This is a genomic window from Vibrio splendidus, assembly GCF_003345295.1.
GTDB lineage: Bacteria > Pseudomonadota > Gammaproteobacteria > Enterobacterales > Vibrionaceae > Vibrio > Vibrio splendidus_K.
The window spans coordinates 1310112-1333192 of the sequence record NZ_CP031056.1 but is presented as its reverse complement, the minus strand read 5'-3'; the positions used below and the strand labels follow the sequence as shown (position 1 = coordinate 1333192).

Annotated in this window: 18 protein-coding genes and 1 pseudogene; 13 read left to right on the top strand and 6 right to left on the bottom strand. The window is 41.5% G+C overall.

Annotated features, from left to right (window positions below; all coding sequences use genetic code 11):
• Positions 1 to 35 precede the first annotated feature (35 nt).
• The 8 genes from trpS to DUN60_RS21545 all read left to right on the top strand — a co-directional run bounded on the left by trpS (position 36) and on the right by DUN60_RS21545 (position 8716).
• A complete protein-coding gene (gene trpS / locus DUN60_RS21580; RefSeq protein WP_114635405.1) occupies positions 36 to 1100 on the top strand; it encodes a tryptophan--tRNA ligase in 1065 nt (354 codons plus the stop codon).
• A gap of 231 nt (positions 1101 to 1331) precedes the next feature.
• Positions 1332 to 1700, top strand: coding sequence for a YbbD-related protein (locus DUN60_RS21575; protein WP_114635404.1), 369 nt, complete (start codon positions 1332 to 1334; stop codon positions 1698 to 1700).
• 458 nt (positions 1701 to 2158) lie between these two features.
• Positions 2159 to 4177, top strand: a complete 2019-nt coding sequence (locus tag DUN60_RS21570; RefSeq protein ID WP_114635403.1) for a M4 family metallopeptidase — start codon at positions 2159 to 2161, stop codon at positions 4175 to 4177.
• 200 nt (positions 4178 to 4377) lie between these two features.
• Positions 4378 to 4755, top strand: a complete 378-nt coding sequence (locus tag DUN60_RS21565; RefSeq protein ID WP_114635772.1) for a VOC family protein — start codon at positions 4378 to 4380, stop codon at positions 4753 to 4755.
• A 142-nt stretch (positions 4756 to 4897) separates the two neighbouring features.
• Positions 4898 to 5296 carry a hypothetical protein gene (locus DUN60_RS21560; RefSeq protein ID WP_114635402.1) on the top strand — a complete coding sequence of 133 codons (399 nt, stop codon included), beginning with the start codon at positions 4898 to 4900 and terminating at the stop codon, positions 5294 to 5296.
• A gap of 382 nt (positions 5297 to 5678) precedes the next feature.
• A complete protein-coding gene (locus DUN60_RS21555; protein ID WP_114635401.1) occupies positions 5679 to 6539 on the top strand; it encodes a delta-class carbonic anhydrase in 861 nt (286 codons plus the stop codon).
• 176 nt (positions 6540 to 6715) lie between these two features.
• Positions 6716 to 7875 (top strand): IS3 family transposase gene (locus DUN60_RS21550; RefSeq protein WP_114633672.1). Its coding sequence is split into 2 segments (ribosomal slippage): positions 6716 to 6983 and positions 6983 to 7875, totalling 1161 coding nucleotides; the frame shifts between segments, so codons are not numbered across the junction.
• Between the two features lie 214 nt (positions 7876 to 8089).
• Entirely contained in the window at positions 8090 to 8716 is a 627-nt protein-coding gene (locus tag DUN60_RS21545; protein ID WP_114635400.1) for a LysE family translocator, read from the top strand.
• Between the two features lie 143 nt (positions 8717 to 8859).
• Here DUN60_RS21545 and DUN60_RS21540 read toward each other — a convergent pair whose 3' ends face one another.
• The gene (locus DUN60_RS21540; protein WP_054546927.1) at positions 8860 to 9465 is read right to left on the bottom strand and encodes a short chain dehydrogenase; all 606 of its coding nucleotides are present in this window, start codon (positions 9463 to 9465) and stop codon (positions 8860 to 8862) included.
• 153 nt (positions 9466 to 9618) lie between these two features.
• On the opposite strand from DUN60_RS21540, the gene DUN60_RS21535 reads away from it, so the two are divergent.
• From DUN60_RS21535 to DUN60_RS21520, 3 genes are all read left to right on the top strand, one after another.
• Positions 9619 to 10503 carry a LysR family transcriptional regulator gene (locus DUN60_RS21535; RefSeq protein ID WP_114635771.1) on the top strand — a complete coding sequence of 295 codons (885 nt, stop codon included), beginning with the start codon at positions 9619 to 9621 and terminating at the stop codon, positions 10501 to 10503.
• Positions 10504 to 10924: 421 nt separating this feature from the next.
• A complete protein-coding gene (locus tag DUN60_RS21525; protein WP_208638374.1) occupies positions 10925 to 12451 on the top strand; it encodes a methyl-accepting chemotaxis protein in 1527 nt (508 codons plus the stop codon).
• Positions 12452 to 12834: 383 nt separating this feature from the next.
• Positions 12835 to 13374, top strand: coding sequence for a type II secretion system protein (locus DUN60_RS21520; protein ID WP_208638364.1), 540 nt, complete (start codon positions 12835 to 12837; stop codon positions 13372 to 13374).
• A gap of 97 nt (positions 13375 to 13471) precedes the next feature.
• Here DUN60_RS21520 and DUN60_RS21515 read toward each other — a convergent pair whose 3' ends face one another.
• Positions 13472 to 14854, bottom strand: a complete 1383-nt coding sequence (locus tag DUN60_RS21515) for an MATE family efflux transporter (protein WP_114635397.1) — start codon at positions 14852 to 14854, stop codon at positions 13472 to 13474.
• A 406-nt stretch (positions 14855 to 15260) separates the two neighbouring features.
• On the opposite strand from DUN60_RS21515, the gene DUN60_RS21510 reads away from it, so the two are divergent.
• A complete protein-coding gene (locus DUN60_RS21510) occupies positions 15261 to 15836 on the top strand; it encodes a hypothetical protein (protein WP_114635396.1) in 576 nt (191 codons plus the stop codon).
• Positions 15837 to 15981: 145 nt separating this feature from the next.
• Positions 15982 to 16257, top strand: coding sequence for a hypothetical protein (locus DUN60_RS21505; protein ID WP_102555074.1), 276 nt, complete (start codon positions 15982 to 15984; stop codon positions 16255 to 16257).
• Between the two features lie 1652 nt (positions 16258 to 17909).
• Here DUN60_RS21505 and DUN60_RS21500 read toward each other — a convergent pair.
• From DUN60_RS21500 to DUN60_RS25065, 4 genes and pseudogenes are all read right to left on the bottom strand, one after another.
• Positions 17910 to 20393 carry a phospholipase D-like domain-containing protein gene (locus tag DUN60_RS21500; protein ID WP_114635395.1) on the bottom strand — a complete coding sequence of 828 codons (2484 nt, stop codon included), beginning with the start codon at positions 20391 to 20393 and terminating at the stop codon, positions 17910 to 17912.
• Positions 20390 to 22045 carry a hypothetical protein gene (locus DUN60_RS21495; RefSeq protein ID WP_114635394.1) on the bottom strand — a complete coding sequence of 552 codons (1656 nt, stop codon included), beginning with the start codon at positions 22043 to 22045 and terminating at the stop codon, positions 20390 to 20392. The genes DUN60_RS21500 and DUN60_RS21495 overlap by 4 nt, the downstream gene beginning before the upstream one ends.
• A gap of 79 nt (positions 22046 to 22124) precedes the next feature.
• The gene (locus tag DUN60_RS21490; protein WP_244212226.1) at positions 22125 to 22796 is read right to left on the bottom strand and encodes a BrxR family transcriptional regulator; all 672 of its coding nucleotides are present in this window, start codon (positions 22794 to 22796) and stop codon (positions 22125 to 22127) included.
• A gap of 24 nt (positions 22797 to 22820) precedes the next feature.
• Positions 22821 to 22919: pseudogene (locus DUN60_RS25065) on the bottom strand (WYL domain-containing protein); the annotation flags it as partial.
• Positions 22920 to 23081: the final 162 nt, after the last annotated feature.

The window sequence follows — 23081 nt, the reverse complement described above, 5'->3', positions numbered from 1 at the left end:
TATCTCCAGTAGCTTTTCTAACTTGGAGATACACCATGAATACCAACTCAAACAGCCATATCGACAGCAACGGCCATACTGGCAGCAAGAACAATACCAACACACCTGAAATTATTCTGACTGGTGATAGAGCTACTGGGCCTTTGCATTTGGGTCATTACGTCGGTTCACTTAAACAAAGAGTCTCTTTGCAGCACATTCACGACCAAACGATATTGGTCGCTGACATGCAAGGGCTTACCGACAACGCCCATAATCCTTCGAAGGTTTCTTCCAACATTCTCAATGTAGTCGCTGACTATCTTGCGGTGGGTATCGACCCGACCAAGACCACGATTTGTTTGCAATCACAGTTGCCGGTGTTAGCTGAGCTCACCATGTTCTACAGCAATCTTGTTTCTATCGCTCGCTTGGAACGTAATCCAACGGTCAAAAGCGAGATTCAAAACAAAGCATTTGGACGCTCAATTCCAGCAGGCTTCCTCACTTATCCAATCTCACAGGCGGCTGACATCACCGCTTTCAACGCGACTCTAGTACCTGTCGGTGATGATCAACTGCCGATGTTAGAACAAACCAATGAGATCGTGCGAAAGTTAAATTCGCTCGCTGGCAAACCAATCTTGAATGAATGCAGGCCATTTCTCAGCAACGCCTCGCGTCTCCCTAGTACTGATGGTAAAAGTAAGATGTCTAAATCGATGGGCAACGCCATTAATCTTGGTGCAACAGAAAAAGAGATCAGAGCTGCCGTTAAATCCATGTATACCGACCCAAACCATCTACGAATTGAAGACCCAGGCAAGGTAGAAGGGAACATCGTGTTCACTTATCTTGATGCTTTTCACACAGACGTTAACTATGTCAGTCAGCTAAAAGAGCATTATCAAAGAGGTGGGCTAGGCGATGGACAAACTAAGAAAGTATTGGAAGAGTGCTTACAAGAGATGCTTCGTCCTATTCGTGAAAGAAGAGCTGAGCTACTGGATGACAAAGCGCAGCTCATCGATATTTTGCGAAATGGTAGCGAAGTCTCTAGGGAAAGAACGCAAAAGGTATTGTTCGATGTAAAAGGTGTTTTTGGTCTGAATATTATTTAGCATTGACTGCACCTGTCACAGGCTAAACGGCGGGAGAGTGAAAGCGCGATGACTTAGCAATCAAGAGTTTGGTATTCAATGATTGGTTTGGATGTAAATAAAGTCAATTGATTTGAATGGTGATTACGATTGATTTATAAAATGTCTTTTATGAATGCCTTTTATGAATGTCTTTGAGGTTATGTGGCAAAGCACAACCTCAAAACCTTATCTTCAAGTAATGGTAATTAAATGAAAATTAACGTTTTACTCCCTACCTTATTTTCGATTTTAGCCCTAATGTCGGGTTGTTCAGATGTAGTCAGCGATGAATACTCGACTTATGCACAAGCCAAAGAGGAGCGCTTGTTTGACAGAGGTTGGTTACCCGACATCCTGCCTAAATCTACTTCGAATATTGAAGTGAATAACGATCTGGATGCGAATACATCAGAAGGGAGCTTTATCATCAACGAGCCAGCATTGTCCGAGTTTATTGCGAAATTGGAGTCGAATGAGTCGACCAATGAATTTCACTTTGTCGACGGCGAAAATGTTTGGGTGTTCATTGTGGGAGAAGACAGTGTAGTTAACTACACACTAAACAAGCGTGAAGACTAAGTTAATGAATTCCAACCTATATCTGTTTATTGCTGATATGGGTTGATAAATAACACGTTTCACCAAAGTACCAGCAAGCACTCATCATGGTTATTCTTCGGAAGGCAATCATGGAATTCAAACCGTTGAATTTGTCGACGCTGCGCTTTCGTCGTCGTTAACCCAAAGAGGCGACGAATAATGTTCAATCTTTGGGTTCAGTTCTTTGTATATGGATATAAAAGACATGAGGATAAATTCGTGTTTTCTCGTTCTTCTTATTACATTACTTCAGTTAACCATCAGATTTCACTTACTTTTTTTGACTGCATGTCTCAGTTCGTCTTGCACCAGTAATTATGTTTTGAATTAAGCTCACGTATGCAACTAGGTTTATTTCTATATGTGGAATATCTATCGTTAAGATATGCACTCATCAAGTTGGTGAATTTGTAAAACATAATTATAAAAGGTTACATATGCGTAGTGCACATTTAATAATGCTATTCCCGATAGCGTTTACTTCTCAAGCTGCTAATGTTGTTGACTATTCGAAGGTTGACTTGTCTAAAGTACTTAATAATACAAAACAAGGGCTTACAGTAGCCAGTGAACCACTGTCTTATCAAGATATAAGCCGAGTAAACACCAATACAACAACACTTTTACGTAAGAAGCAGCTCCATTATGGAATTCCTGTTTATGGACAATCTGTGGTCGTTGATCTTTCTAAGCAAGGTGTGGCAAAAGCTGTTGATGGCCAAGTGTTAACCGGTATTGAGTCAGATATTGGTTCAACACTGCCCATGATTAATGCTAAACAGGCGGTTGATATTGCGAAGTCACAACACAAAGGTATTGCCGCAGCTACTATCCGTGACCCTCACACTGAGCTTGTTATTTGGCTTGATGATCAGCAGTCTGCTCGGCTCATCTATAAAATTGATTTCTTACAGACTAAAGGGATGGCTCCTTCAAGGCCGATTACGCTTGTGGATGCTAAATCTGGTGAGCTATTGGAACAGTGGGAAGGCATCGCTTTTCTTGAGGCTGAAGGTCCTGGCGGTAACGAAAAAAGTGGGCGTTATTATTTTGGCTCAAACACACAGTATGGCGGTTTTCAGGTTAACCCGTATTGCCAAATGGACAGCGAGAACGTCGTTACTCTGAACATGAACAATCAGCAAAGCTCTGGGCAGATACATCAGTTTAGCTGTAGCGATAATAATGGCGTGAACGTTAACAATTATCGCGCAGTGAATGGTGCGTATGCGCCGATGAATGACGCTCATTATTTTGGCCAACGTGTATTCGACATGTACCAAGATTGGCTAAATACACGTCCGATTAAACAAAAGCTCACTATGCGTGTTCACTATGGTTCGAATTATGGGAACGCATTTTGGGACGGTCGTCAAATGACATTCGGCGATGGTAACCAATCGATGTATCCGCTAGCGACATGGGATGTGATCGCCCATGAAGTAAGCCACGGCTTTACTGAACAAAACTCAGGCTTAGAATATCGTGGAATGTCGGGAGGAATGAATGAATCCTTTTCTGATGTGGCAGCAGCAGCATTAAGTGAATATGTACACGGTAGCTTCAATTGGAAGATGGGCGAACATGTGATGAAACATAGTGATGCAATGCGTTACTTCATTCAACCAAGCCAAGATGGTGTGTCTATTGACCACGTCAACCAGTACTACAATGGCATTGATGTTCACCATAGTTCAGGCATTTTCAATAAAGCGTTCTACCATTTATCAACAAGCAATAACTGGGGAATTAAGAAAGCTTTTGAGGCCTACGCGACCGCTAACCAACTTTATTGGACACCTAACTCGGATTTCCAACAAGGTGCTGACGATGTCTGCAAAGCGGCCCAAGATCTTGGTTATGAAACCTCTGCGGTAAGGATTGCTTTTAACGAAGTAGGCATTGATGTAGAACACTGTGGTTCTGGTCAGCCTAATCCACCATTACCATCACCAACTTCAGACGTTGTGGACCTAGAGATCAATATGCCAACGCCTATCTTGAGTGACGGCGAGGATCAGCAACAGTTCGTTCTCAAAAACACACCAGCCGATGAGGTATGGGTGCAGACTTATAATGGGTACGGTGAAGTAGATATGTACGTTGCAATCGGTCGACCAGCCACGCTGAGTGACTACGATTGTGCGTCAACTAATCAAGGCAACCGAGAATATTGTGGTCTCAATGGTGTAACGGGCGCTGACATTTACGTGATGGCCTCTGGGACTCAAGGTTCGATGAATGCGTATGTTGCTGTGAGTGCTGACCTAGAAGCTCCTCAACCTGAGCCACAAGGTTTGTGCGATAACCTTCAAGAGTGGAACCCAAATTACTATTACCCCGCAGGCACAGCAATTCAATATTATGGCAATAGATTCTCAGCGTCTGCGGATAACTGGGGAGCCGACCCGTTCAACAATTATTGGTACTGGGTATTTGAAGGTACTTGTGACTAGTTAAAACGACTTAAAGTGATTCAAGTTAGCTAAAACCGATGAGAAGGGAGCGCAGTCTGTGCTCCCTTTATTCGTTCAAAGTGAGAAGTGAAGGTGTACGCTTATCTTGTGTTAGCAAATCCAACGTTAGAGTATGTAACTTAGCGTTATTCAGCATTTAATATTCAACATTTAGTAACGACGAGATAAGGATGATTAAATTGGAAATTAGCCATTTGGACCATTTGGTATTAACCGTTAAAGACTTATCCGTGACGGTGGATTTTTATCAAAACGTGTTAGGTATGAAGTCAATCCAATTCGGTGAAGGGCGTTTGGCTTTATCGTTTGGTAATCAAAAGATTAATCTTCATCAAAGAGGTAATGAGTTCGAGCCAAAGGCTGAGTGCGTGCAAGCTGGCAGTGCCGATCTCTGCTTTATTACCAATACGCCCATGATTGATGTTATTGAGCATATCCAAGCGCTAGGAGTCGTGATAGAAGAGGGACCAGTACCGCGAACAGGTGCAACGGGTAAAATCGTTTCTGTCTATGTTCGAGACCCTGATGGGAACCTGATTGAAATATCCAATTACTAGATGTTGGCGAGAGCAAAATACCAGACCGTTTAATAGAAAGTTAATAGCACACCAACTGCCTTTAGAGCCAATAGATGCTGGATGTTGAAAGGCAAATAAATTACAATCGAACAATGTTTTATTAATTCAAACTCTAATCCCTATGCTGAGAAATTTAATCACATTCATCGTTAGCCTATTTCTTTTGACGGCTTGTTCTACAACGAGCAACAATCAACTTGATGATAAGACATTAAGTAACGAAGACACTGTATCTAAAAGTGTAGAGGAAGAGACCAATCTAGACATTAGTACAGAAACAAACTCCGGTACTGACGCAAATGAAGATTCGAATACACACGCTAAGACAGAGCTTACATCAACCGAAACCTCTCAAATAACGGCAAAACACGCGGCCGATGAGCACGATAGTGAAAAGGGTATAGGAAACTATTTCTTGCAAAATAATGAACCAACCAAGAAGGTCATTAAATCGTTAGAGGGTGTGACAGACACATTGAACATTCTGACCTTCGGAATATTTGCTACGGGCCATGGATAAGCAAGTTGGGGGCGAACTCCAAGCTAAACTTTGTAATGAAGCGATGAAGGCGAGCTAAGTGGTTCGCCTTTTTTATATCGCAGCCTAATTAACTCATCGTTCTGTTGGCTATTATGTTTGTTGTTCAATATCCACAGCTCTATCTGATTAAGTCAAAACACAGTCAACTAAAGTAGGAATTTTCTCGTTCTGGAAGGGACTAGTCGTATTTACTGTATTCGACTTGTTATATGCATCAAGGCTTTTAATACTCTTACCCAAAAGTAAGCAATGAAATCTAATCTTGCTAAGACAATGTCTTATATTCACTTTGGAGCATAGTAATATGCTTGTTGTGAAGTTCGATGTTTAGATTAAGTTATCAATATTCTAGGGAAGAGATATGAAGAACAAGAGTGTGTTTTTAAGCGTTGCGATGGTCATGTTATCGGCTCAAGCAAATGCATCTAGCGCGAATCATGAAGCTGTTTCAGATGGAGTTATCGCCGAACAAAGAGCGAACCTTTCTGAAAATACTCAAGGGAAAGGTTTTGGACCGCAAGCCCCACGAGATTTGGACTCTTTAAAGGGAACTAACGCCCGCCTGTTTTCGGATGCGCCAGATTCAACAGCAATGAACTTATGTAATATTCACTTTCACAAGAACGCCGAGCATAAAGGGGGTGAGTTTACTCAATACGCTGGCAATGGTGATGGTAAGGGATTCCAGAGTGGATTTAAATACACAGGCAAGTTGAGTTCAGCTGAGCTGAAACCATTTGAGGGCAAGGTTTGTCCGAGCGATCATGGCTCTTTGCATTCAGGTGACACCATCGAAGTGCATTATGTGTACTCGACAGCACAAGTTGAACCGGGTGAAACACTGGGCGCTTGTTTTAACGATGCGATTACCAATCCGCAATTGCGTGTTGAAACTCAAGTCTATGTATTAGTTAATGACGACAAAGCTCTCGACTTCGAAGCATTAGCGAAACACTCTAAAGTCAACGGTTTAAACCAAGCCCCGAACATTCCACAAAATACGGGCTCAGCGATTCAATACGCAGGCTCTACAACTGGCCCTGGCTACAATGAACAAGGTTCACCGTTCCAAGTAACATGGAGCGTGAGACCACAAGTAGCGAAAGTAAACATTGCGACGGTTGGCAGCTGGTGTGAAGGCAATGACTTCAACGAAGATCACGCGCATGGTGTGAGAAACATAGTTGTAAACCCAGAGTTGTTGTCACCAATAGCGAACTAATCTTGTTACGTTGATTTGTAATCAATATTTTTCAAAGGCGAGCCACTAGGTTCGCCTTTTTTGTGTCTTAAAGAAAAACGCTTAGTTTCAGTTTCAGTTTTAGGCTTAGTGTAGTGGTCTAATGATCCCGGACACCAAATTAGGTGGTAAAGTCTCCACCATAAATGAGGTGTTCAATGACAAAACGACAACGACGTACATTTTCTACTGAGTTCAAAATAGATGCTGCAAGTTTGATTCTTGATCAAGGGTACTCCATACCTGAAGCCGCTAACTCTATGGGCGTAGGTGAAACGGCTTTACGGCGATGGGTCGACCAACTCAAAGTTGAGCGAGGAGGGATGACTCCAACGACTAAAGCCCTCACGCCTGAGCAAAAGAAAATCCAAGAGTTAGAAGCCCGGATTAACCGGCTAGAACGAGAAAAATCCATATTAAAAAAAGCCACCGCTCTCTTAATGTCGGACGAACTCGAACGTTCTCGTTAATAGACAAGTTGAGGGAGCACGAATCGGTCAAAATGCTTTGCGAACTGTTCAACGTAGCTTCGTCTTGTTACTACGAGTTTAAGCAACGCAAGCCGGATGCCAGTCGCATTCGTCTAGCTAGCCAAATTAAAGAACTCTTCAACATGAGTCGAGGCTCTGCTGGCAGTCGTACTCTTGTCTCAATGCTGAGCGAAAAAGGCATAAAAGCCGGACGATTCAAGGTTCGCCAGATAATGCGTGAAGCTGATTTAATGAGTAAACAGCCAGGTTCGCATCGATATAGACATGCAAAAGCAGAAAGGCTAGATATTCCAAATCTACTGAAGCGTGAGTTTTCTGTCAGTACTCCGAATCGTGTTTGGTGTGGCGATATTACTTATATTTGGTCAGGTTCGAAGTGGACCTATTTAGCGGTAGTGCTTGATCTATTTAGCCGACGCGTTGTGGGGTGGTCTTTATCCGATAAGCCCGATACCGAATTAGTATCTAAAGCTTTGGAGATGGCCTGGGAGCAACGAGGATGTCCGAAGAACGTGATGTTCCATTCAGATCAAGGCTGCCAATATAGCAGCCGTAAATATCGCCAAAGACTTTGGCGATATCGTATAACTCAAAGCATGAGTCGTCGTGGTAATTGTTGGGACAACGCTCCCATGGAGCGGCTATTTAGAAGCTTGAAAACCGAGTGGATACCAGCAACAGGTTACCTGACACAAGCTCAAGCTAAGAAAGACATCAGCCATTACCTGATGAGTTACTATAATCGGCAACGGCCTCACCAAGCAAATGATGGGCTGTCGCCAGTAAATGCCGAAAATCGGCTTAAGTCAGTGTCCGGAATTTGTTGACCACTACATAGGCTTTGGTTTAGGTTTAGGTTTAGGTTTAGGTTTAGGTTTAGGTTTAGGTTTAGGTTTAGGCTTAGCGGGGAAATTACGCGTGACACTTATTCAAAACATGAGTTGTGTTAAACGTGCTTAGTCAAAAACGTTCTTTACCCGAATCGAAGCTCCATGATACGTTCATGATCAATTATGTTGGGTTATAGATAAGGACAGTCCAATGTCATTAGAAGGTGCGATTACATTCTTTATTGCCATGTTTATATTTGGTATTACTCCGGGGCCTGGCGTGTTTGCCATTTTAGCTCGTGGCATGGTTAACGGTTGGCGAAAGTGCATCACTCTCTCGTTAGGGATGATATGCAGTGATCTTATCTATCTTGCGCTTGCCTGTTTTGGTCTCGCGACGATTGCTGAGAACTGGTCGTTTGCTTTTGAGGTAATTCGCTACGTTGGTGCGGCTTATTTGATTTACTTAGGCTACAAGATGTTTAAGAGCCTACCGGAAGTGCAAGGCTCAGCGGAACTCGCAGCCAAACAAAGTCAGAAATCAGAACTCGCCAGTTTCGCACAAGGCTTTTTGATCTCAGCATCAAACCCTAAAGTGATTCTCTTTTATATTTCATTCTTGCCGACGTTCATTGACCTGACGGTTTTGCAGTCACAAGATATCATATTGGTTTCTGTTTTAGCGGCTGTTGCTCTGATGTCTGGTTTAATGCTAATTGCAATGGGCGCGGGCAGAATGGCCAGTTTACTTAAAACGCCACGCGCACATAAAAGATTAAACCAAAGTGCCGGTGGAATAATGATTGCTGCTGGCTCATATTTGGCGATAAATCGATAAACATGGCTTTTTAAGCACGACTCTTTAAACAAGAAGGCGAACCGAATGGCTCGCCTTTTTTGTTCTAGAGGAATGGACTATGTGCTTGTAAAAACTATTCTTATAAAAGGCGAGCGCTTATAAACACAGTTCATTTGCTAAATCTAAGCATCTACAAAAATCACTTCACCGGTAATGAAGCCATCGACAGAACGCTCGAAGGCTTTACCGACTAATTTGCTCGGTACAGGTTCAAAGCCTGGCATCATTTCACCGTAAACATCCCATGCTTCAGCAAGAACCGTTGGGTTGATTACATTGATACGTGTGTTTCTTGGCATTTCATAAGCGACACACTTTACGAATGTATCAATTGCGCCGCTGGTGGTTGCGTCTGCAATAGCGAAAGGGATTGGTTTAACGTTCAATATGCCACTAATCAGCGTAAATGAACCACCGTCAGCGATGTACTTTTGGCCGATACGAACAAGGTTAATTTGTCCCATCATTTTGCTCATTACCGTAGTCATCCACTGTTCTTCCGTCATATCTGCAAAGGTATTGTATTCGCAAAGGCCGACGGTGTTCACAACCGCATCAAAGTGTCCCACTTTCTTGTAAAGCGCCTCAATTGATTGTGGGTCAGTGATGTCAACAATATGGTCTACATCGCCAGAGCGACCCGCAGTGATAACGTTATGATTGCCTAAGCCCATTAATGCTGCTTGACCCATCTTGCCACGTGCGCCAATTAGAATGATTGTTTTCATGTTGTTCTCCGATCTGTATATGTTTCGTTTCGATGGAAGAACTTTAACCAAATAGCCAAACAAGTAGAAACAAAGCTTAGTTGTGAGTGTTACTGGTTTTATTTGTTGAGTGTTACACTGACATGGAATCCAACTTCACCGAAGCGAGTGCGTGTGAGCAAACTAGACCGACTAGACATAAAGCAACTTAGAGTTTTCCAAGCTTTAATCCGTGAAGAGAACGCGTCTAAAGCTGCGAATCAATTGGGGCTGACCCAGCAAGCTGTTAGTGAGCATTTGAAGAAGCTGCGAGAAGTGTTCGACGATAGGCTGTTTGTGAGAAAAACCAACGGCTTTGTTCCGACCACCTTCGCACAAGAGTTATCTGTTGGTGTTGATCGTTTACTGATCGATTTCAATTTGTTGTTATCTAGAACAAATTTCGTACCAGAGAAAGCAAAAGGGACGTTTGTGATTGCGGCGACGGATTATGCCCAGCAGATCATCCTACCAAGCCTAATTGCAAAGCTAAGGGAGCAAGCGCCAGAGTTAAAGCTGATTGTGCGTGACTTCGAAATCGACAACCTGCACGAGCTAATGGAAAGCGGCAAGGTTAACTTAGCCATCGCGTTTCCGGACTACATTCCAAGCAGCTACAAAGTAATCACTCTGTTTGAAGAGCACCATGTGTGTGTTGCATCACCTCATTCTTCAATAGCACAGATCACGCCTTCATTAGAGGAGGTGGCGACCTATCCAACCATTATTGCTTCACCATCGCGTCCAAACTTCAAAGGGTCGATTGATGAATGGTTTGGGAAGTTCGGATTAAAGCGCAATGTCGTAGTATCCGCCCCGTGTTTCTCTATCGTACCTATGTATTTAAACACTACTGACTCTATTGCTTTCTTACCATCAAGGGCAATCGAAGGGCTGAACTTGGTGACTATTCCAATGGAACAGTCACCCGAGAGTTTTGATGTGATAGCCGCATGGCACCCAAGGTATAACGATGATCCGCTACAAAAATGGGTGACGTCTTTGTTAGAAGTCGATTAATGGGGAGAGTGTTTTTGTATCGCAGCGAACCAAAGAAGGCTCTTATTGGGCTGTCTATGTGATTAGATTGGATTAGATTAGGTATTTCGACCTGAACCGACGCTACTTTAATTGGTGTTCTTGAACTTATTTGTTCATCGACATTTTTTTCTTCTAACCTGAACTCTAACTACTTGATTTTCAGTTAATGGACCTATATTGAATGATTTTGCGTGTTGCATAAATGTGACCAATGTATGTTTTTTATATTCTTCGGCTAAAGTTATCGGGATTTTTACAGATAAAGGAATAGAGGCGAGCTCTAACACGAGATAAAACGTGCGAGCTTTGGTTTCGATTTTTGAAACCTTTAGAGAACTTTTAACAAACTTGCGTCGAGACAACCTAAATGAAGAAAACAATCCTATTTGCCGTTTTTATTATGTTTGGCATTGCCGTCGCTGCGAGTATGGCGTCAACTTATTTCATTTCAAGCGAAAAAATTGATGAGATAATATTGAACAAATCTCAAGTTCAAGCTGAATTTTTGGCTGGGAATGCTGGGTATATCTTAGAGAATTCGGACAATCCAGTTCAAGATTTACAAAAGCTGGTGGGCGAGCTGAAACAACGATCTGATGTCACTTATGCCATTGTTATTGATAGTAACGTAAGTGCTATTGCTCACAGCGACAAAAATAAACTGAATAAAGTTTATGAAGATAGCTATACCGTTAAAGGCGCGACCCAAGGCGTACAACAGTTTTCAAAATGGTACGCTGATGTTCAACAAGTGTGGGTGTTTGACATCATGGCACCTATCTACGTCAACGGTGAGCTGTACGGTACTTTTGATATCGGTATTCCTATCACAGAGGTTAGCCAAGCAACGAATGGCATTATTAGCTACCAGCTCGCTTCAATGGTTTTCATTTTTGTTGTTTGTCTCGTTGTTCTATCACTTCTTCTTAGCAAACTGATGCAACCTCTCTTGGTATTGAAAAATACATTGCATGATATTTCTGAAGGCGATGGTGATCTATCAGTACGTTTGCCAATCAAAGGGAATGACGAAGTTGCTCAAATCTCATCGGCTTTCAATGTGTTCGTTGGCAAGGTGCACGAGATAATTACGCAAACAGTGAATACGGGTGTCGAATTAAATAAGACCGCTATTGGGCTTCGTGAACAGTCGCAGCAAGCATTGCAAAGAGGGCAAGAACAGAACGAACAAACCATGTTGGTCGTGACGTCTATGAATGAAATGATTGCCACGGTTAATGAAATTGCATCTAGCGCGGCTGGTGCTGCAAGCGCGGCAAACATGGCAGCGAGTGAAACTCAAGAAGGTCATAAGACGATTGAGAAGACCACGACTTCAATCTCGAACCTTGAAGCCGAAATGAATAGTGCTTCTGACATCATTGTGAGCCTTGCTGATAATACTCAGTCGATCGGTACTATTCTTGACGTTATTCGAGGTATCTCTGAGCAAACGAACTTGCTGGCACTTAATGCTGCAATTGAAGCTGCACGTGCTGGTGAAGCTGGCCGAGGCTTTGCTGTCGTTGCTGATGAAGTTCGTAACCTAGCGACAAAAACAGCACAATCTACCGATGAAATTGACACTATGATCAACCAACTTCAAACCGAAGCTAAGAACGCTGTTAGCTCGATGAGTAATAGTAAGAGCTTAATTGAAGAGGGTACGACTGAAACTGAAATGGCTCGCCAAGCTTTGGAAAAAATTTCCACGCAAGTATTGGCTATTCTCGATATTAACACGCAAGTCGCAACGGCAACGGAGCAGCAATCAGCGGTAGCGAATGAAATTAATATGAACATGGATACGGTTAATAGCTCAGTCAAAAACGGTTTGAGCGCAAGTGAGAAATTAGAGCAATCAAGCCAGCAGCTGGCAGAGTTATCACAAGTTCTCGATCGTTATGTTGGTTCATTTAAAATCTAGACTTCCCAACATATTTCTTTGAGAGAAGTGTTGAGTCTCCAGTTATTTAATAGCGCTTATGTCTTGCATGAGCGCTATTTTTTTGCGATATGCAGACGCAGATACTCCGATAGAGCGCAACAGAAATGAAGAATGTACCTGCAGTGTAATATCGACAATTTAGCTCATTCAAAACAACGCGATCAAATAAGACAGCGGCAACAGGCGCTAATTTTCATCCTCCCATGCGTAAGGTCTAAAAATCGACTAAACAACAACTCTGACGCGACACATAAGGTGTTCCGCATCTCATCACGATGTATAGTTATTGATAATTCATTCAGTAATTGTATCTGTAGTTGTCAGTTGATGTGGGTGTTATGAAGAAAAACGGATTTACTTTAATGGAATTAATCATTGTGATCGTGATACTCGGAGTATTGGCCGTTACAGCAGCCCCAAGGTTCCTCAATATTCAAGAGTCAGCAAGAGAAGCGGTACTTGAAGGTGTTGCTGGTGCGATGGAAGGCGTGATCACACAGGTGACTTCTAAAGCCATTATTGTTGGGCTTGATCCTAGTGCGGAAAACCCGGATGACCAAGGTGACTATGTTATCGATTTTGGTATCGGTAGCGTTGAAGTCGATTGGGGAACACTTTGCCCTGAAAGCCGAGGGGAGTCCGGAGACAAATTAAAAATGCTCGATTTCCTCACATTGTCAGATGATGACAGTATTATCTCAGATTATGGAAATAGACATACGGTAGTCGGATACAATCAACCTTTTAGCGACGCAGACCTGAACAGCAATAATATTACCGACGATGCCTTACCTTCGGGTTGTTATGTTATCTATGATTCTTTTGGCGGCAGGACAAGTGGAGACACATGTCCAGTAGATGGTTGTGAGTGTACAGTTCGTGTTATGAACGATGAGTGTTAAACCAAGCACATCATCTGGTTTATAGAAATTCAATAAAAAAGCGCGTTATTGCTGAGTAGCAATAACGCGCTTTTTTCTATTAGCTTATTGACCTATCTTAGTTTGCCAATGGAGCACTTGCTGGTGGCAAGTCACGTTTCTTAATCACGTGTCGTAAGCGAATTAACATCAGCGTCGCTGAAACGCTCAAGCCCGTTAGGATACCAATCCAAAAGCCTTCTTCACCCATTGCTGGAACAATATGGTCTGTTAGTCCTAGCACCATGCCGAGTGGCAGCGCCAAGCCCCAGTATGAAGCGATAGCTAAGATCATTGGGATCTTAGTGTCTTTATAGCCACGTAATGCACCGTTAGCAGACGTTTGCAATGCATCGCTGAATTGGTACATCGCCGTAAAGGTCAACAATACCGCTGCCGTTGCGCTAATTGCAGGGTCGGTGGTGTAAAGCCTAATGATCCACTCAGGGAACAGAAGGAACATCGCAACTGAAAGCAATGAAATCAAAGCTGCAACCAAAATACCGACTTTGCTGCGTTCAATTGCGCCTAGTTCGTCTTTCTCACCTAATGCATGTCCAACACGAATCGTAATGCCAAACGAAATACTCATTGGAATCACGTAAGTCAGGCTCGATATATTCAGAGCAATTTGTGCTGCTGCCACGTTCTCTGCACCAATACGACCAATCATCAGAGCGATTACCGCAAAGATACTGCCACATACCGCGATGTTCATCCCGATAGGTAAACCTAATCTTAGAAGGTGAAGCATTTCTTTAGCTTTTGGTTTTGCATCTGAAAAGTTGATGATGGTTTTGTAGTGGTGGTGACCTTTAATGTAGGAATACAGCATTCCCGACATTAACCAATACACCAAACTTGTTGCCCAACCACAACCTACAGCGCCCATTTCAGGGAAGCCGAACTTACCGTAGATAAGTACGTAGTTGACCGGAATATTCACTAACAACCCAACCACCGAAATAATCATTGGTACTTTGGTGTTGTTCATACCCTCACAGAAGCCATTCAAGGTGTAGAACAGGGCAATTCCCGGAACACCGAAGGCTAGGGCAAAGGCATAATCGCTGCCGATAGGGATGATCTCAGCGGCTACCCCAATCCATTCTAAGATCGGTTTCGCACTCACCAAGTAAGCGATAAGTAGCACACTCGCGATTAATGCCAACCAAACCATCTGGAAGAATTCAACAGAGATACTCTGGAAGTCACGTGAACCGCGGTGGTAAGCGACAACAGGCGTTAATGCCATAATCACGCCACGCAGTAACAGCAATACAGGAATCCAAAGACTGGTGCCAAGTGCAATAGCGGCGAGATCGGCAGGGCTTACTTGGCCAGCCATTGTCGTATCGACAAATCCCATTGCTTGGGTAGCTATTTGAGTCAAAATGATTGGAATCGAAAGATGCATAAGCGCACCCGATTCACGAGTAAAAGGACGAAATTTCGTTAGCATGGAAGTTCACAACACCATTATAAATACACGAATGATGGCAGGATGGCCGGTGTGCATTTTAGGATGTGCCCCGTTGGGCGGGCGACAATATAAACACCTTACCGTATAGGGTCAAGCTTTGGATTTATAGAGTTTCACTTGCTCCGAGATACGGATAGGTTCGGATGGTCAAAACACAGCTCCAACGCACGTAAGTTAATGATTTAGTGGGAATCATTCGAGAAAGATAAATTCTATATTTGCCACGCTAATCACTAAGCTAACGGTATAAGTGATTGTTATGGAAAGACAAAGGCTAGTACAATTGGTGGCATAAGGAACTAGAGAGTAAGATTCTGTATTTAGATGCGGGATTTTTTCGGTCTAAGAACTATTAGGTTTTTCAATACATGTGGAGTAAGTATAAATGACTAAGGACGATGGTAGAGATTATATCGCCAAGCTTATTGGCGGGAAGCTATTGTCGATAGTTTTAGCGGTACTTTATTTTGGCGGTGCAGCTTTAAATAACAATAACCTGCTTATCAGCGATTGGGGATTAAGTTCAGTTAAGCTTTTTGTTTTACTGGTATTATTAGCCGTTTTAGTTTTTTCAGCGTTGATAGCAACATTCGGTGGTATTAATGTGGAGCGGTGGGTATTTAAGCATACTGACCCGGAACCATATAAAAAACTAACTAAATTCGATGCTATATTGGCACATTACACCAATGTAGCTACTGTCGGGCTCTTTATTATTGTTTTGACATATACAATGAAGTCATACCTTTACGACTACCCAAGGCTTGTATCCTTTATTGTTATGATTGTAGTGGCTTTCGTTTTTGCTTTATACGGCATCCTTTTCTTTAAACTAGCAAGACGTTTTGCTCGAGATGAATCGAAGGTATGGTTGTATGCAATTATTGTTGCGTTGATATTCAGCGTAGATAGTATGGCTATTCAAGTCTTTATTGCGTCAGTACCTGAGGTCAAAAGCTAACAAGTAGCTTAAGCAGACGCAATAATCTATGGCGCTTTTGGTTTGAAGTTTGTTGGGCTTGATAAGTTCAACGCAAGCGCTACTTAGCTTAGCGTTATAACACAACGATAAATTTTGTACTGAGTTGGTATTAAAAGGATAAAAAATGAATAAAAAACTAATAAAAATTGTAGTCAAGGATGGTGGCGTACAAGATCAATCTGGGGATTGGTATGCTGCAACTATTGGGCTTTCATATAATTCAAGAGGTGAAACGTATCTCAATAAAGAACAGATACAACACTTTAATATTGATGAAGAAAAGCAAGCGATTGAAATATTTTTTCCTATGGTAAGTGAAAACTTGGCATTTCGTGTCTATCTCGTATTCCCGAACCGTGGTGGAGAGTTTCAAAGAGTTAAACGCGAACTGCTGACATAGTGTTATAACAAACGACTATGGCGCCAATATAAATTTGGCGCTATCCATCTATCAGTAACTTCAAACCTAGTGCCGTATCTGCGCCCTACTGCCACAAAGCCAGTAGAAAAACAAAAAGACCAATCCCAAGCGTTACTTTTAGAAGCAAGCCAAGAGGGGCTCCACCTTTTGGCGCTTTATTGCAACATCCCATAATCAGTTCCTAATTCATCGTTGGTTTCACTCAACCTTAAACCTTTCCCTTACGGTAAGGTCAATGCTTTCTTAGTCATATAATCTGGAACCCGAAAAACAAAAAAGCGAACCAAGTGGTTCGCTTTTGTTTATCTAAAATCTACATGATCACAGATAACTAAGATGGAAACTCGCTACCTTTCTGTATCAATCGTTTAGAAATCACGTTAAGGATAACCAAGTTGGAAACTTTTGGTAATTTGGAAGTCTGGCTGAACTCTGTAGCGATAACCAAAATGGAAACTAGGAGGGTAGTAGTGATTAGACTGTTTTAGCTTTCATACAGCGAACCGCCACTGTTTGATATAGTTAAACATCATTGAGAAATGGCCTGCTAGAGCTTCATTTTTTGTGGCACTCTCTTTCAAATCTCTTATTCTGATGTTTTTCGCAAACTAGCTTCTTAATCTGATACTTTTCCCTTTGGCTGCATTTAATCTGATGTTTTTCGCAAGCTAGCTTCTTAATCTGATACTTTTCCCTTTGGCTGCATATAATTTGATGTTTTTCACAAGTTAGCCTATTAATCTGGTGGTTTTGCTCGTTCGGTTCATTAAGCGGTCATGAAATGGTCATAAGAAAAGAGTTTTGGATGCTGAATCAGTAGTAAGCCCCTGTAGGCCAGAGATTAACTGTCGCTAAGATGATTGACTAGCCTTACTGGAGCAGAGCACTAGTTAGATTTCGGGTTACCTAATCACCTTCGAAGGTTGCCTTTTAATTGGAATTATATTCGTAAAAACAACAGTATGCAGACTCTGTGAATTATTGATTATGATCTGAATTGAACTGCCTCTTAATAGAACATTGGTTATTCGTAATCTTCTAGAACAACGTATTCAACTTTAGATAAGGATTATGTTCTACTGGATCTGATTCAAGATGCTTAGCTATGGAGTGAAATTAACTGGCAACCGAACTTTTAACGTGGCTATATTCAAAAATGTTGGTCAAGTGGCTGTTAACAAAGAACATCATGCTGAGAAAAGTAGATAAACTTTAATCAACTAACCTCCTTACATTAGAGGTCAAAATCTGTAAACAAAAAAACGCCCCCACAAGTGAGGGCGTGATATCACCGAATTACCTTTTTGTATATACGCTTTTCGCAGTCGCTCTAACTTTAAACCTCTCCCGAAGTACCTACATTAATTCGGCGATAGAGCGGGTGGAAGGGCTTTTTCAATTCGACTAATCCTTCTCTTACCTAACGAGCAGTGTAGATGAAAACCCGCTTGTAGACCATCGTTGACACGAAAACACCTGAAAGTAGAAGCTAAGGCAGAGCAGACATGTCGCATGGACAAGTCTGTGTCAGTGATACTACTAAATTAGCAATTCATGGATTGTCTAGGACTTTGCAAACCAATAGTTAAGGTGGTTAAATTTAATATTACACTACAGGGATTCGATACTGCTCAAAATACAATATCTAAGGATTTTCGGGAAAATGTTAAGTTCGAACCTACAGTAGCAAGTTGTACCGATGGCCTGTTATTCCTTTGTTTATCAACGAAGCAGAATCCGTTAAAGCCAGCGAGATTTGATTTCGCTAATTGATATCCTTTGTAAGGGAACCTGTCTTCATAAAGTAACAGTTCAGTTTCCGACATTGATCTGTATAACCACTCTAAAGCGCTCGATGAATCACTTTCAAGTAAGTTTTTCGTGATTTTATAAGCTTCTTCGTCACCATCTAACCTTTGCATCAGGAAAAGCATTTGAGCGTTTTCGCAGTGAATGATTTCGCATTCTTTAACACTTTTTGATAGCGGCGGAGCATCGCCATAGCATATACCTAACTTAAAAAGCAACCACGAGACGAGTGCTAACAACTGGGTGTATTCGTTGCTGTTGTAGATGTTTTCACTGTCATTGGAGATTTGAATTGGGGATTCTTTTTCATTAAAGAAACGAAAAAAAGAAATCTCTCTAAGCTTTTGAAGGTGCTTATCATCAACTATTGGTTTTGTTTTGTTGGCATCGTCTTTAGTCTGCTGTACCTTGATTTCATGTGAACCGATAATAAACTCGTGACGGCTAAGGTTATGAATTACAACGAAGGCCATTAGTAGAAAGCTCATTTTATTGGCTTCATTATCTGAGTTCGAAACATATACCTTTTCAAGCTTATTAAGTATTTTCGTGAGCTTTTTATGTACATATTCTATTTGCTCAGGAGAAATACTTGGGTTTTCAACAGTATCTTCATCATCAGTTCCGACAAGTTCTTCTTCATTGCGTCCTAAATAGTCTTCTCTATATAAAGAATTGCTGTCTGACTGGTTAGAAGGTATGGCAAGCAGAAACATATCTAAGATTAGGTTTAAACCATCCGACGATATGGTACGCCTTCCTGACTTGGTGTAGGCATAGTTTTCTTGATCAATGCTAACAATGAGCGAATCTCTGTCATTCATATCATCTTGAGTTTGTTGTGTATATTTTTCAGATGCACCGACAGAGCGGCGTAATTGAGGTGTTAGCTTTTCAATGCAGTTAAATAGAAGATCAAATTGAGGGTAATCAGTACTTAATGATGAAACTGCCTGTCTTAATTGACGTTCTTCAGAAGACTCACATAATTTTTCTAGCGAGGGGACGTTAAGTGTAACGACAGTAGCGATTAACTCTTCATTAAGAAGTAGGTAGATCAGCTTCCCGCAGTCTAACAACTGCTCAGATATAAAAATGACCTGATTATCGAGAGTATGTTCAATTTGATAATAATCACCAAATTCATCTTTGTAGAATGGCTGGCAACCTCTATGGCTATCCACGAGCTCGATTTCTAAAGATTGGTCAAGTCCTAGTTCAACAAACAGCAACTCGATATGTGTAGTATCTGTAGAGCCTTCGATAAGCTCTTCGCTATTTACTTCCAGTACTTCTTCTGATGTTACCATATCCAAAAAGTTGGTTGAGATTATTGCCTCCTTTGCTTCTCCATTTCGAAGAAGAAGCATCGCCTCAGCATTAGTATTACTGCCAGTCTTAAGCCATGCATTGCTGCTGAAATTAGCACTACCTGAAATGAAGAATGTTTCTTGCTTGGCGAGAAATACTAAAGCTTTTGCATGAGCATATGTTGTGAAATTTGATAGGCCATCTGGTTGGATAGATTTTATATCTACAAATTTTACGGTGCCACTTTGCAGTATTGTGGTATTCAGGCAAACGCTTTTAGGCTGTATTGCAATGATGGGTTTAGCTACAGAAAACTCAGAAAGAGAAGAAACGAACTGTCCCGATCTGTCAAAGAACGCTGAAACCCCGTATGTTTTGTCAACTGTTTGTGGTAGTTGCGTTTGGAGACTTCTCCAAAGACATTCTTTATTGGAAAAGGATGAAAACAGGAAGCTCTTGCTACTAGGTAGCTTCGGCGTTTTTTTAATCCATGGAGCTAAAGTCTTGGCTTTACCTAACATCTCTCTAACTATCTGAGATGAGCTTTGTCCATAATCATTCAGCCATACTTCAAACGCATGAAAAGCATCTTTAAAAATAGAAAGATCTTTATCGTTAGATTTCTCATCGAACCTAATTACATTTGTAACTTCTAAGTTGCTGCCGAAACCAGATAGGGTCATATTATGGCTTCCAACTATTAATAAACCTTTATTCTTACCAAGGAGCATATACACTTTGGGGTGAAATGCTTGATTACATTTCATAGGTGCAATGCCGTATGCGTAGCCAGCAAACTTAGGTGGAAAATGCTGGATAGCCGCTTTTAACATACGATTATCAACGAACAGTAAATGATTTGTCACTCCAGCAATTTGCATTTTTCGAAGAAGGTACTCTTCATAGAATACAAAGTTAATAGAGTAGCTTGTCATTAGGCATGAATCGTAACCACCTTTCTTTAGCTCTTCTATGAGCGAAATAGGGTTGCTCATAGGTTCACCTTCAGAATGTCATAGCCCGCAGGTTCTACTAGAAAAGAGTTCTTTGCTATACGAACCATGCCAAGATCTGCCATAATTTGAATAACTTGCTTAAATCTTGGTGACGTAAAAACTGCTGGGGGTGGCTTTATTATTTCGATACCAAATTCACAAGGTAGAAAACGAAAGGTCATCTGTTGTTGGTTTCTTAGCTTTCTCATAGCAACAAGAAAGTGGTTCTCAAGTAAGCTACGGTGAGTTAATTGTATCAACCCTGACAGAGTAGATTGTTTACTCAATTGAGTATTTAAAGTTTCACAGATAGCTAACAGATTGAGTGGATATCTATCTAAAAAACTTTTCTGAAGCTCTACGCTGTTATACCCCGACTTATTCTGAGTGCGGGAAACCAAAGCTGCCAAGATCATTAGGCAATTATTAGTTATGAATTCTAAATCATTACTGCCATTCTTTGTAAGTTTCTCTACTCTGTGGGCAAGAGCCATTTCATGATTATTTTCATCCCATCGCTCATAGTTAGGTAACTGAACAGAAAGTTGAGACAAGGTTTTATCGAATTGTTGATGATGATATTTTGATATTACCTTGCCACCAGGCCCTTCTTGCCAGTACCACACGGCTATTGACCGAGTGTCTTTAAAGTTCGGCCTGCGAGATTCAGTTGCTTTTAGAACACAGTAAAATATTCCCTGCATAGCAATAGATGCTATCTCATTTCTAGCGTAATCTTGCCAACTAGATTCAATGTTCCAAAGGTGCTCATATTTACCTGAGTATTGAAGAGCATTTGTATAAGCCAGTTTTCGGAAGACTGATACATCAAAACTTTGAGAGGTGTCTGTTTGAGTAAGATGCTCGGTGAGAGCAAGGATATAAGCCATCGATTCAACGCGGTTGAGAGCCTGAAAGTCTGTTTCGTATTCTGTTTGATAAAGTGAAGCGAAACCTTTGGTGAATAGGCTAATTAAAAGAGTTCGTTCTTCACTGTCGCATGATAGGTTACATGGGCAGAAGGACTTCAAATGAGTCAGAGTTTCGTAGTTAAATTCATCATTTTCAATAGTTTCCAAAAAAAGTGATGAGTTTACGTTTTGCTCAAATGCTTTGGCTAGTTTTAGCCCTACTTCTTCAATGAGTTTCCCGTTTTTAGGAGACTCGCCCGTTAGTATATTTAAGTTGCAAAGCGTACCAAAGTAATACTGTCCTAGGCCACCAAAGGAGTTCTTAAAGTATCGAGAGGAATCAGGATTAGTGTGGCTAAATTGCGATAGCTTGAATTGTTTCCCTGAGGTGATTTCTTCGAAGTGTTTCTGAAATGTATCCTTCCCTACAAGAGCTCCAGAGTGATTAGCGGTACTGTTATCACTTGTTTCATGTGCCATAGCTGCAAGTGTGAATAGGCAGTCTGCTCTTCGGAACATTTTTAAAAAAATATCACTATCTAACCATTTCTTCTTTTCAAAGGCATAAAACACCCATGCGTAGAATGAATAGTACCGAGCCCTATCGGTAACATTAGTAATTCCAGGAAGAAGTTTTCCGTAGACTTCAATACAAGGTGCTTGCACCCCTAAATGGTCAAGACCAGTGATCTGATTTACTGGCTTCACCCAGCCAGTATCTAAGGTGGTTTTCAAGCTCATTGCTCTACTCGTTAAGGGTTTGAAAATTGGTTATACGTTAGTTTTACTGCGCTTCAAGCTTCTTGTGCTTAGTTAAAATTTAACGGTTTTTCGTCATAAAGCCAGGCACTAACGCCTGAATAGAATCTACATTTTCTAGCTCGTGCCTATTCATCAACTGCAAGTTGAAGGCATGCGGTGGCAAAGAAGCATCAGGCGTACAGTCTACGTGAAGGTCATTGAGCACGTAGCCCGCTAACGCTTCATTGATTGTAATGTTTCGTACGTATTGACCTTCCATACCAAGATCAATGGCTAAGTCATTTCTATTTTCATGCTTAGAGTGTGGTGCAACACTTAAGACGACATCACGGTTCCAAAGAGAATCGTCCTCTATAGTCTTGTCGTATGAGCAGTCAGTTTGCTCAGCCTTAAGAATTCGACTGATTCTAAAGCACAGGAATTTACGTCTTTTACTATCCCAAGCACGGATGTGCCAAGCCCCAAGTCCTTTGAACAGAGAATGAGGTGTAAGGGTTCTAGTTTCGGTGCTAGTTGAGGAGCTGTAAAGGACAGAAATACAGTGTTTATTCAGGATCGATCTTGTGACTTGAGAGACGATATCAATTGATAGCGAATCTAACACTGTCGCGAAGCTGCTTACACCATAAGTTGTTACTGGAATAGAGTTTAGCTCCTGCCCCCACGCTATTAACCTAAGAGCGGCTTCTGGTTCATGCTCAAAAGCAGGGCTAAACGATGCTGACCTCATATATGCTCGTATGCTTTCGTTGAAAACCGTGTTATTGGGGCAGCGTTCCTTGTAAACGTTAAAAGAACAGCTGGCTGTAGCAACGGCGATATCACCGTGCTGAATAAGGTCGGATCGATTCACTTTCCCGAAGAAGCAAAGATAGAAATCAATAAGCCTTAGTCGTTTTGTTTGTGGAGATTCAACACAACGCACAATGAGTACCCTTATCAAAATGAACTGTACTAATTTACTCTAACGAATCTTTTGATACCAATGTAATATAAAATCAGTTGATTATCTGAC

Excerpts from the sequence above, each read along its gene's own strand:
- DUN60_RS21500 (WP_114635395.1), bottom strand. The coding sequence starts at position 20,393 with ATGAGCAACCCTATTTCGCTCATAGAAGAGCTAAAGAAAGGTGGTTAC.
- DUN60_RS21495 (WP_114635394.1), bottom strand. The coding sequence starts at position 22,045 with ATGAGCTTGAAAACCACCTTAGATACTGGCTGGGTGAAGCCAGTAAAT.
- DUN60_RS21505 (WP_102555074.1), top strand. The coding sequence starts at position 15,982 with ATGAATAAAAAACTAATAAAAATTGTAGTCAAGGATGGTGGCGTACAA.
- trpS (WP_114635405.1), top strand. The coding sequence starts at position 36 with ATGAATACCAACTCAAACAGCCATATCGACAGCAACGGCCATACTGGC.
- DUN60_RS21525 (WP_208638374.1), top strand. The coding sequence starts at position 10,925 with ATGTTTGGCATTGCCGTCGCTGCGAGTATGGCGTCAACTTATTTCATT.
- DUN60_RS21540 (WP_054546927.1), bottom strand. The coding sequence starts at position 9,465 with ATGAAAACAATCATTCTAATTGGCGCACGTGGCAAGATGGGTCAAGCA.
- DUN60_RS21520 (WP_208638364.1), top strand. The coding sequence starts at position 12,835 with ATGGAATTAATCATTGTGATCGTGATACTCGGAGTATTGGCCGTTACA.
- DUN60_RS21570 (WP_114635403.1), top strand. The coding sequence starts at position 2,159 with ATGCGTAGTGCACATTTAATAATGCTATTCCCGATAGCGTTTACTTCT.
- DUN60_RS21490 (WP_244212226.1), bottom strand. The coding sequence starts at position 22,796 with ATGAGGTCAGCATCGTTTAGCCCTGCTTTTGAGCATGAACCAGAAGCC.
- DUN60_RS21515 (WP_114635397.1), bottom strand. The coding sequence starts at position 14,854 with ATGCTAACGAAATTTCGTCCTTTTACTCGTGAATCGGGTGCGCTTATG.
- DUN60_RS21560 (WP_114635402.1), top strand. The coding sequence starts at position 4,898 with ATGCTGAGAAATTTAATCACATTCATCGTTAGCCTATTTCTTTTGACG.
- DUN60_RS21545 (WP_114635400.1), top strand. The coding sequence starts at position 8,090 with ATGTCATTAGAAGGTGCGATTACATTCTTTATTGCCATGTTTATATTT.
- DUN60_RS21575 (WP_114635404.1), top strand. The coding sequence starts at position 1,332 with ATGAAAATTAACGTTTTACTCCCTACCTTATTTTCGATTTTAGCCCTA.
- DUN60_RS21555 (WP_114635401.1), top strand. The coding sequence starts at position 5,679 with ATGAAGAACAAGAGTGTGTTTTTAAGCGTTGCGATGGTCATGTTATCG.
- DUN60_RS21510 (WP_114635396.1), top strand. The coding sequence starts at position 15,261 with ATGACTAAGGACGATGGTAGAGATTATATCGCCAAGCTTATTGGCGGG.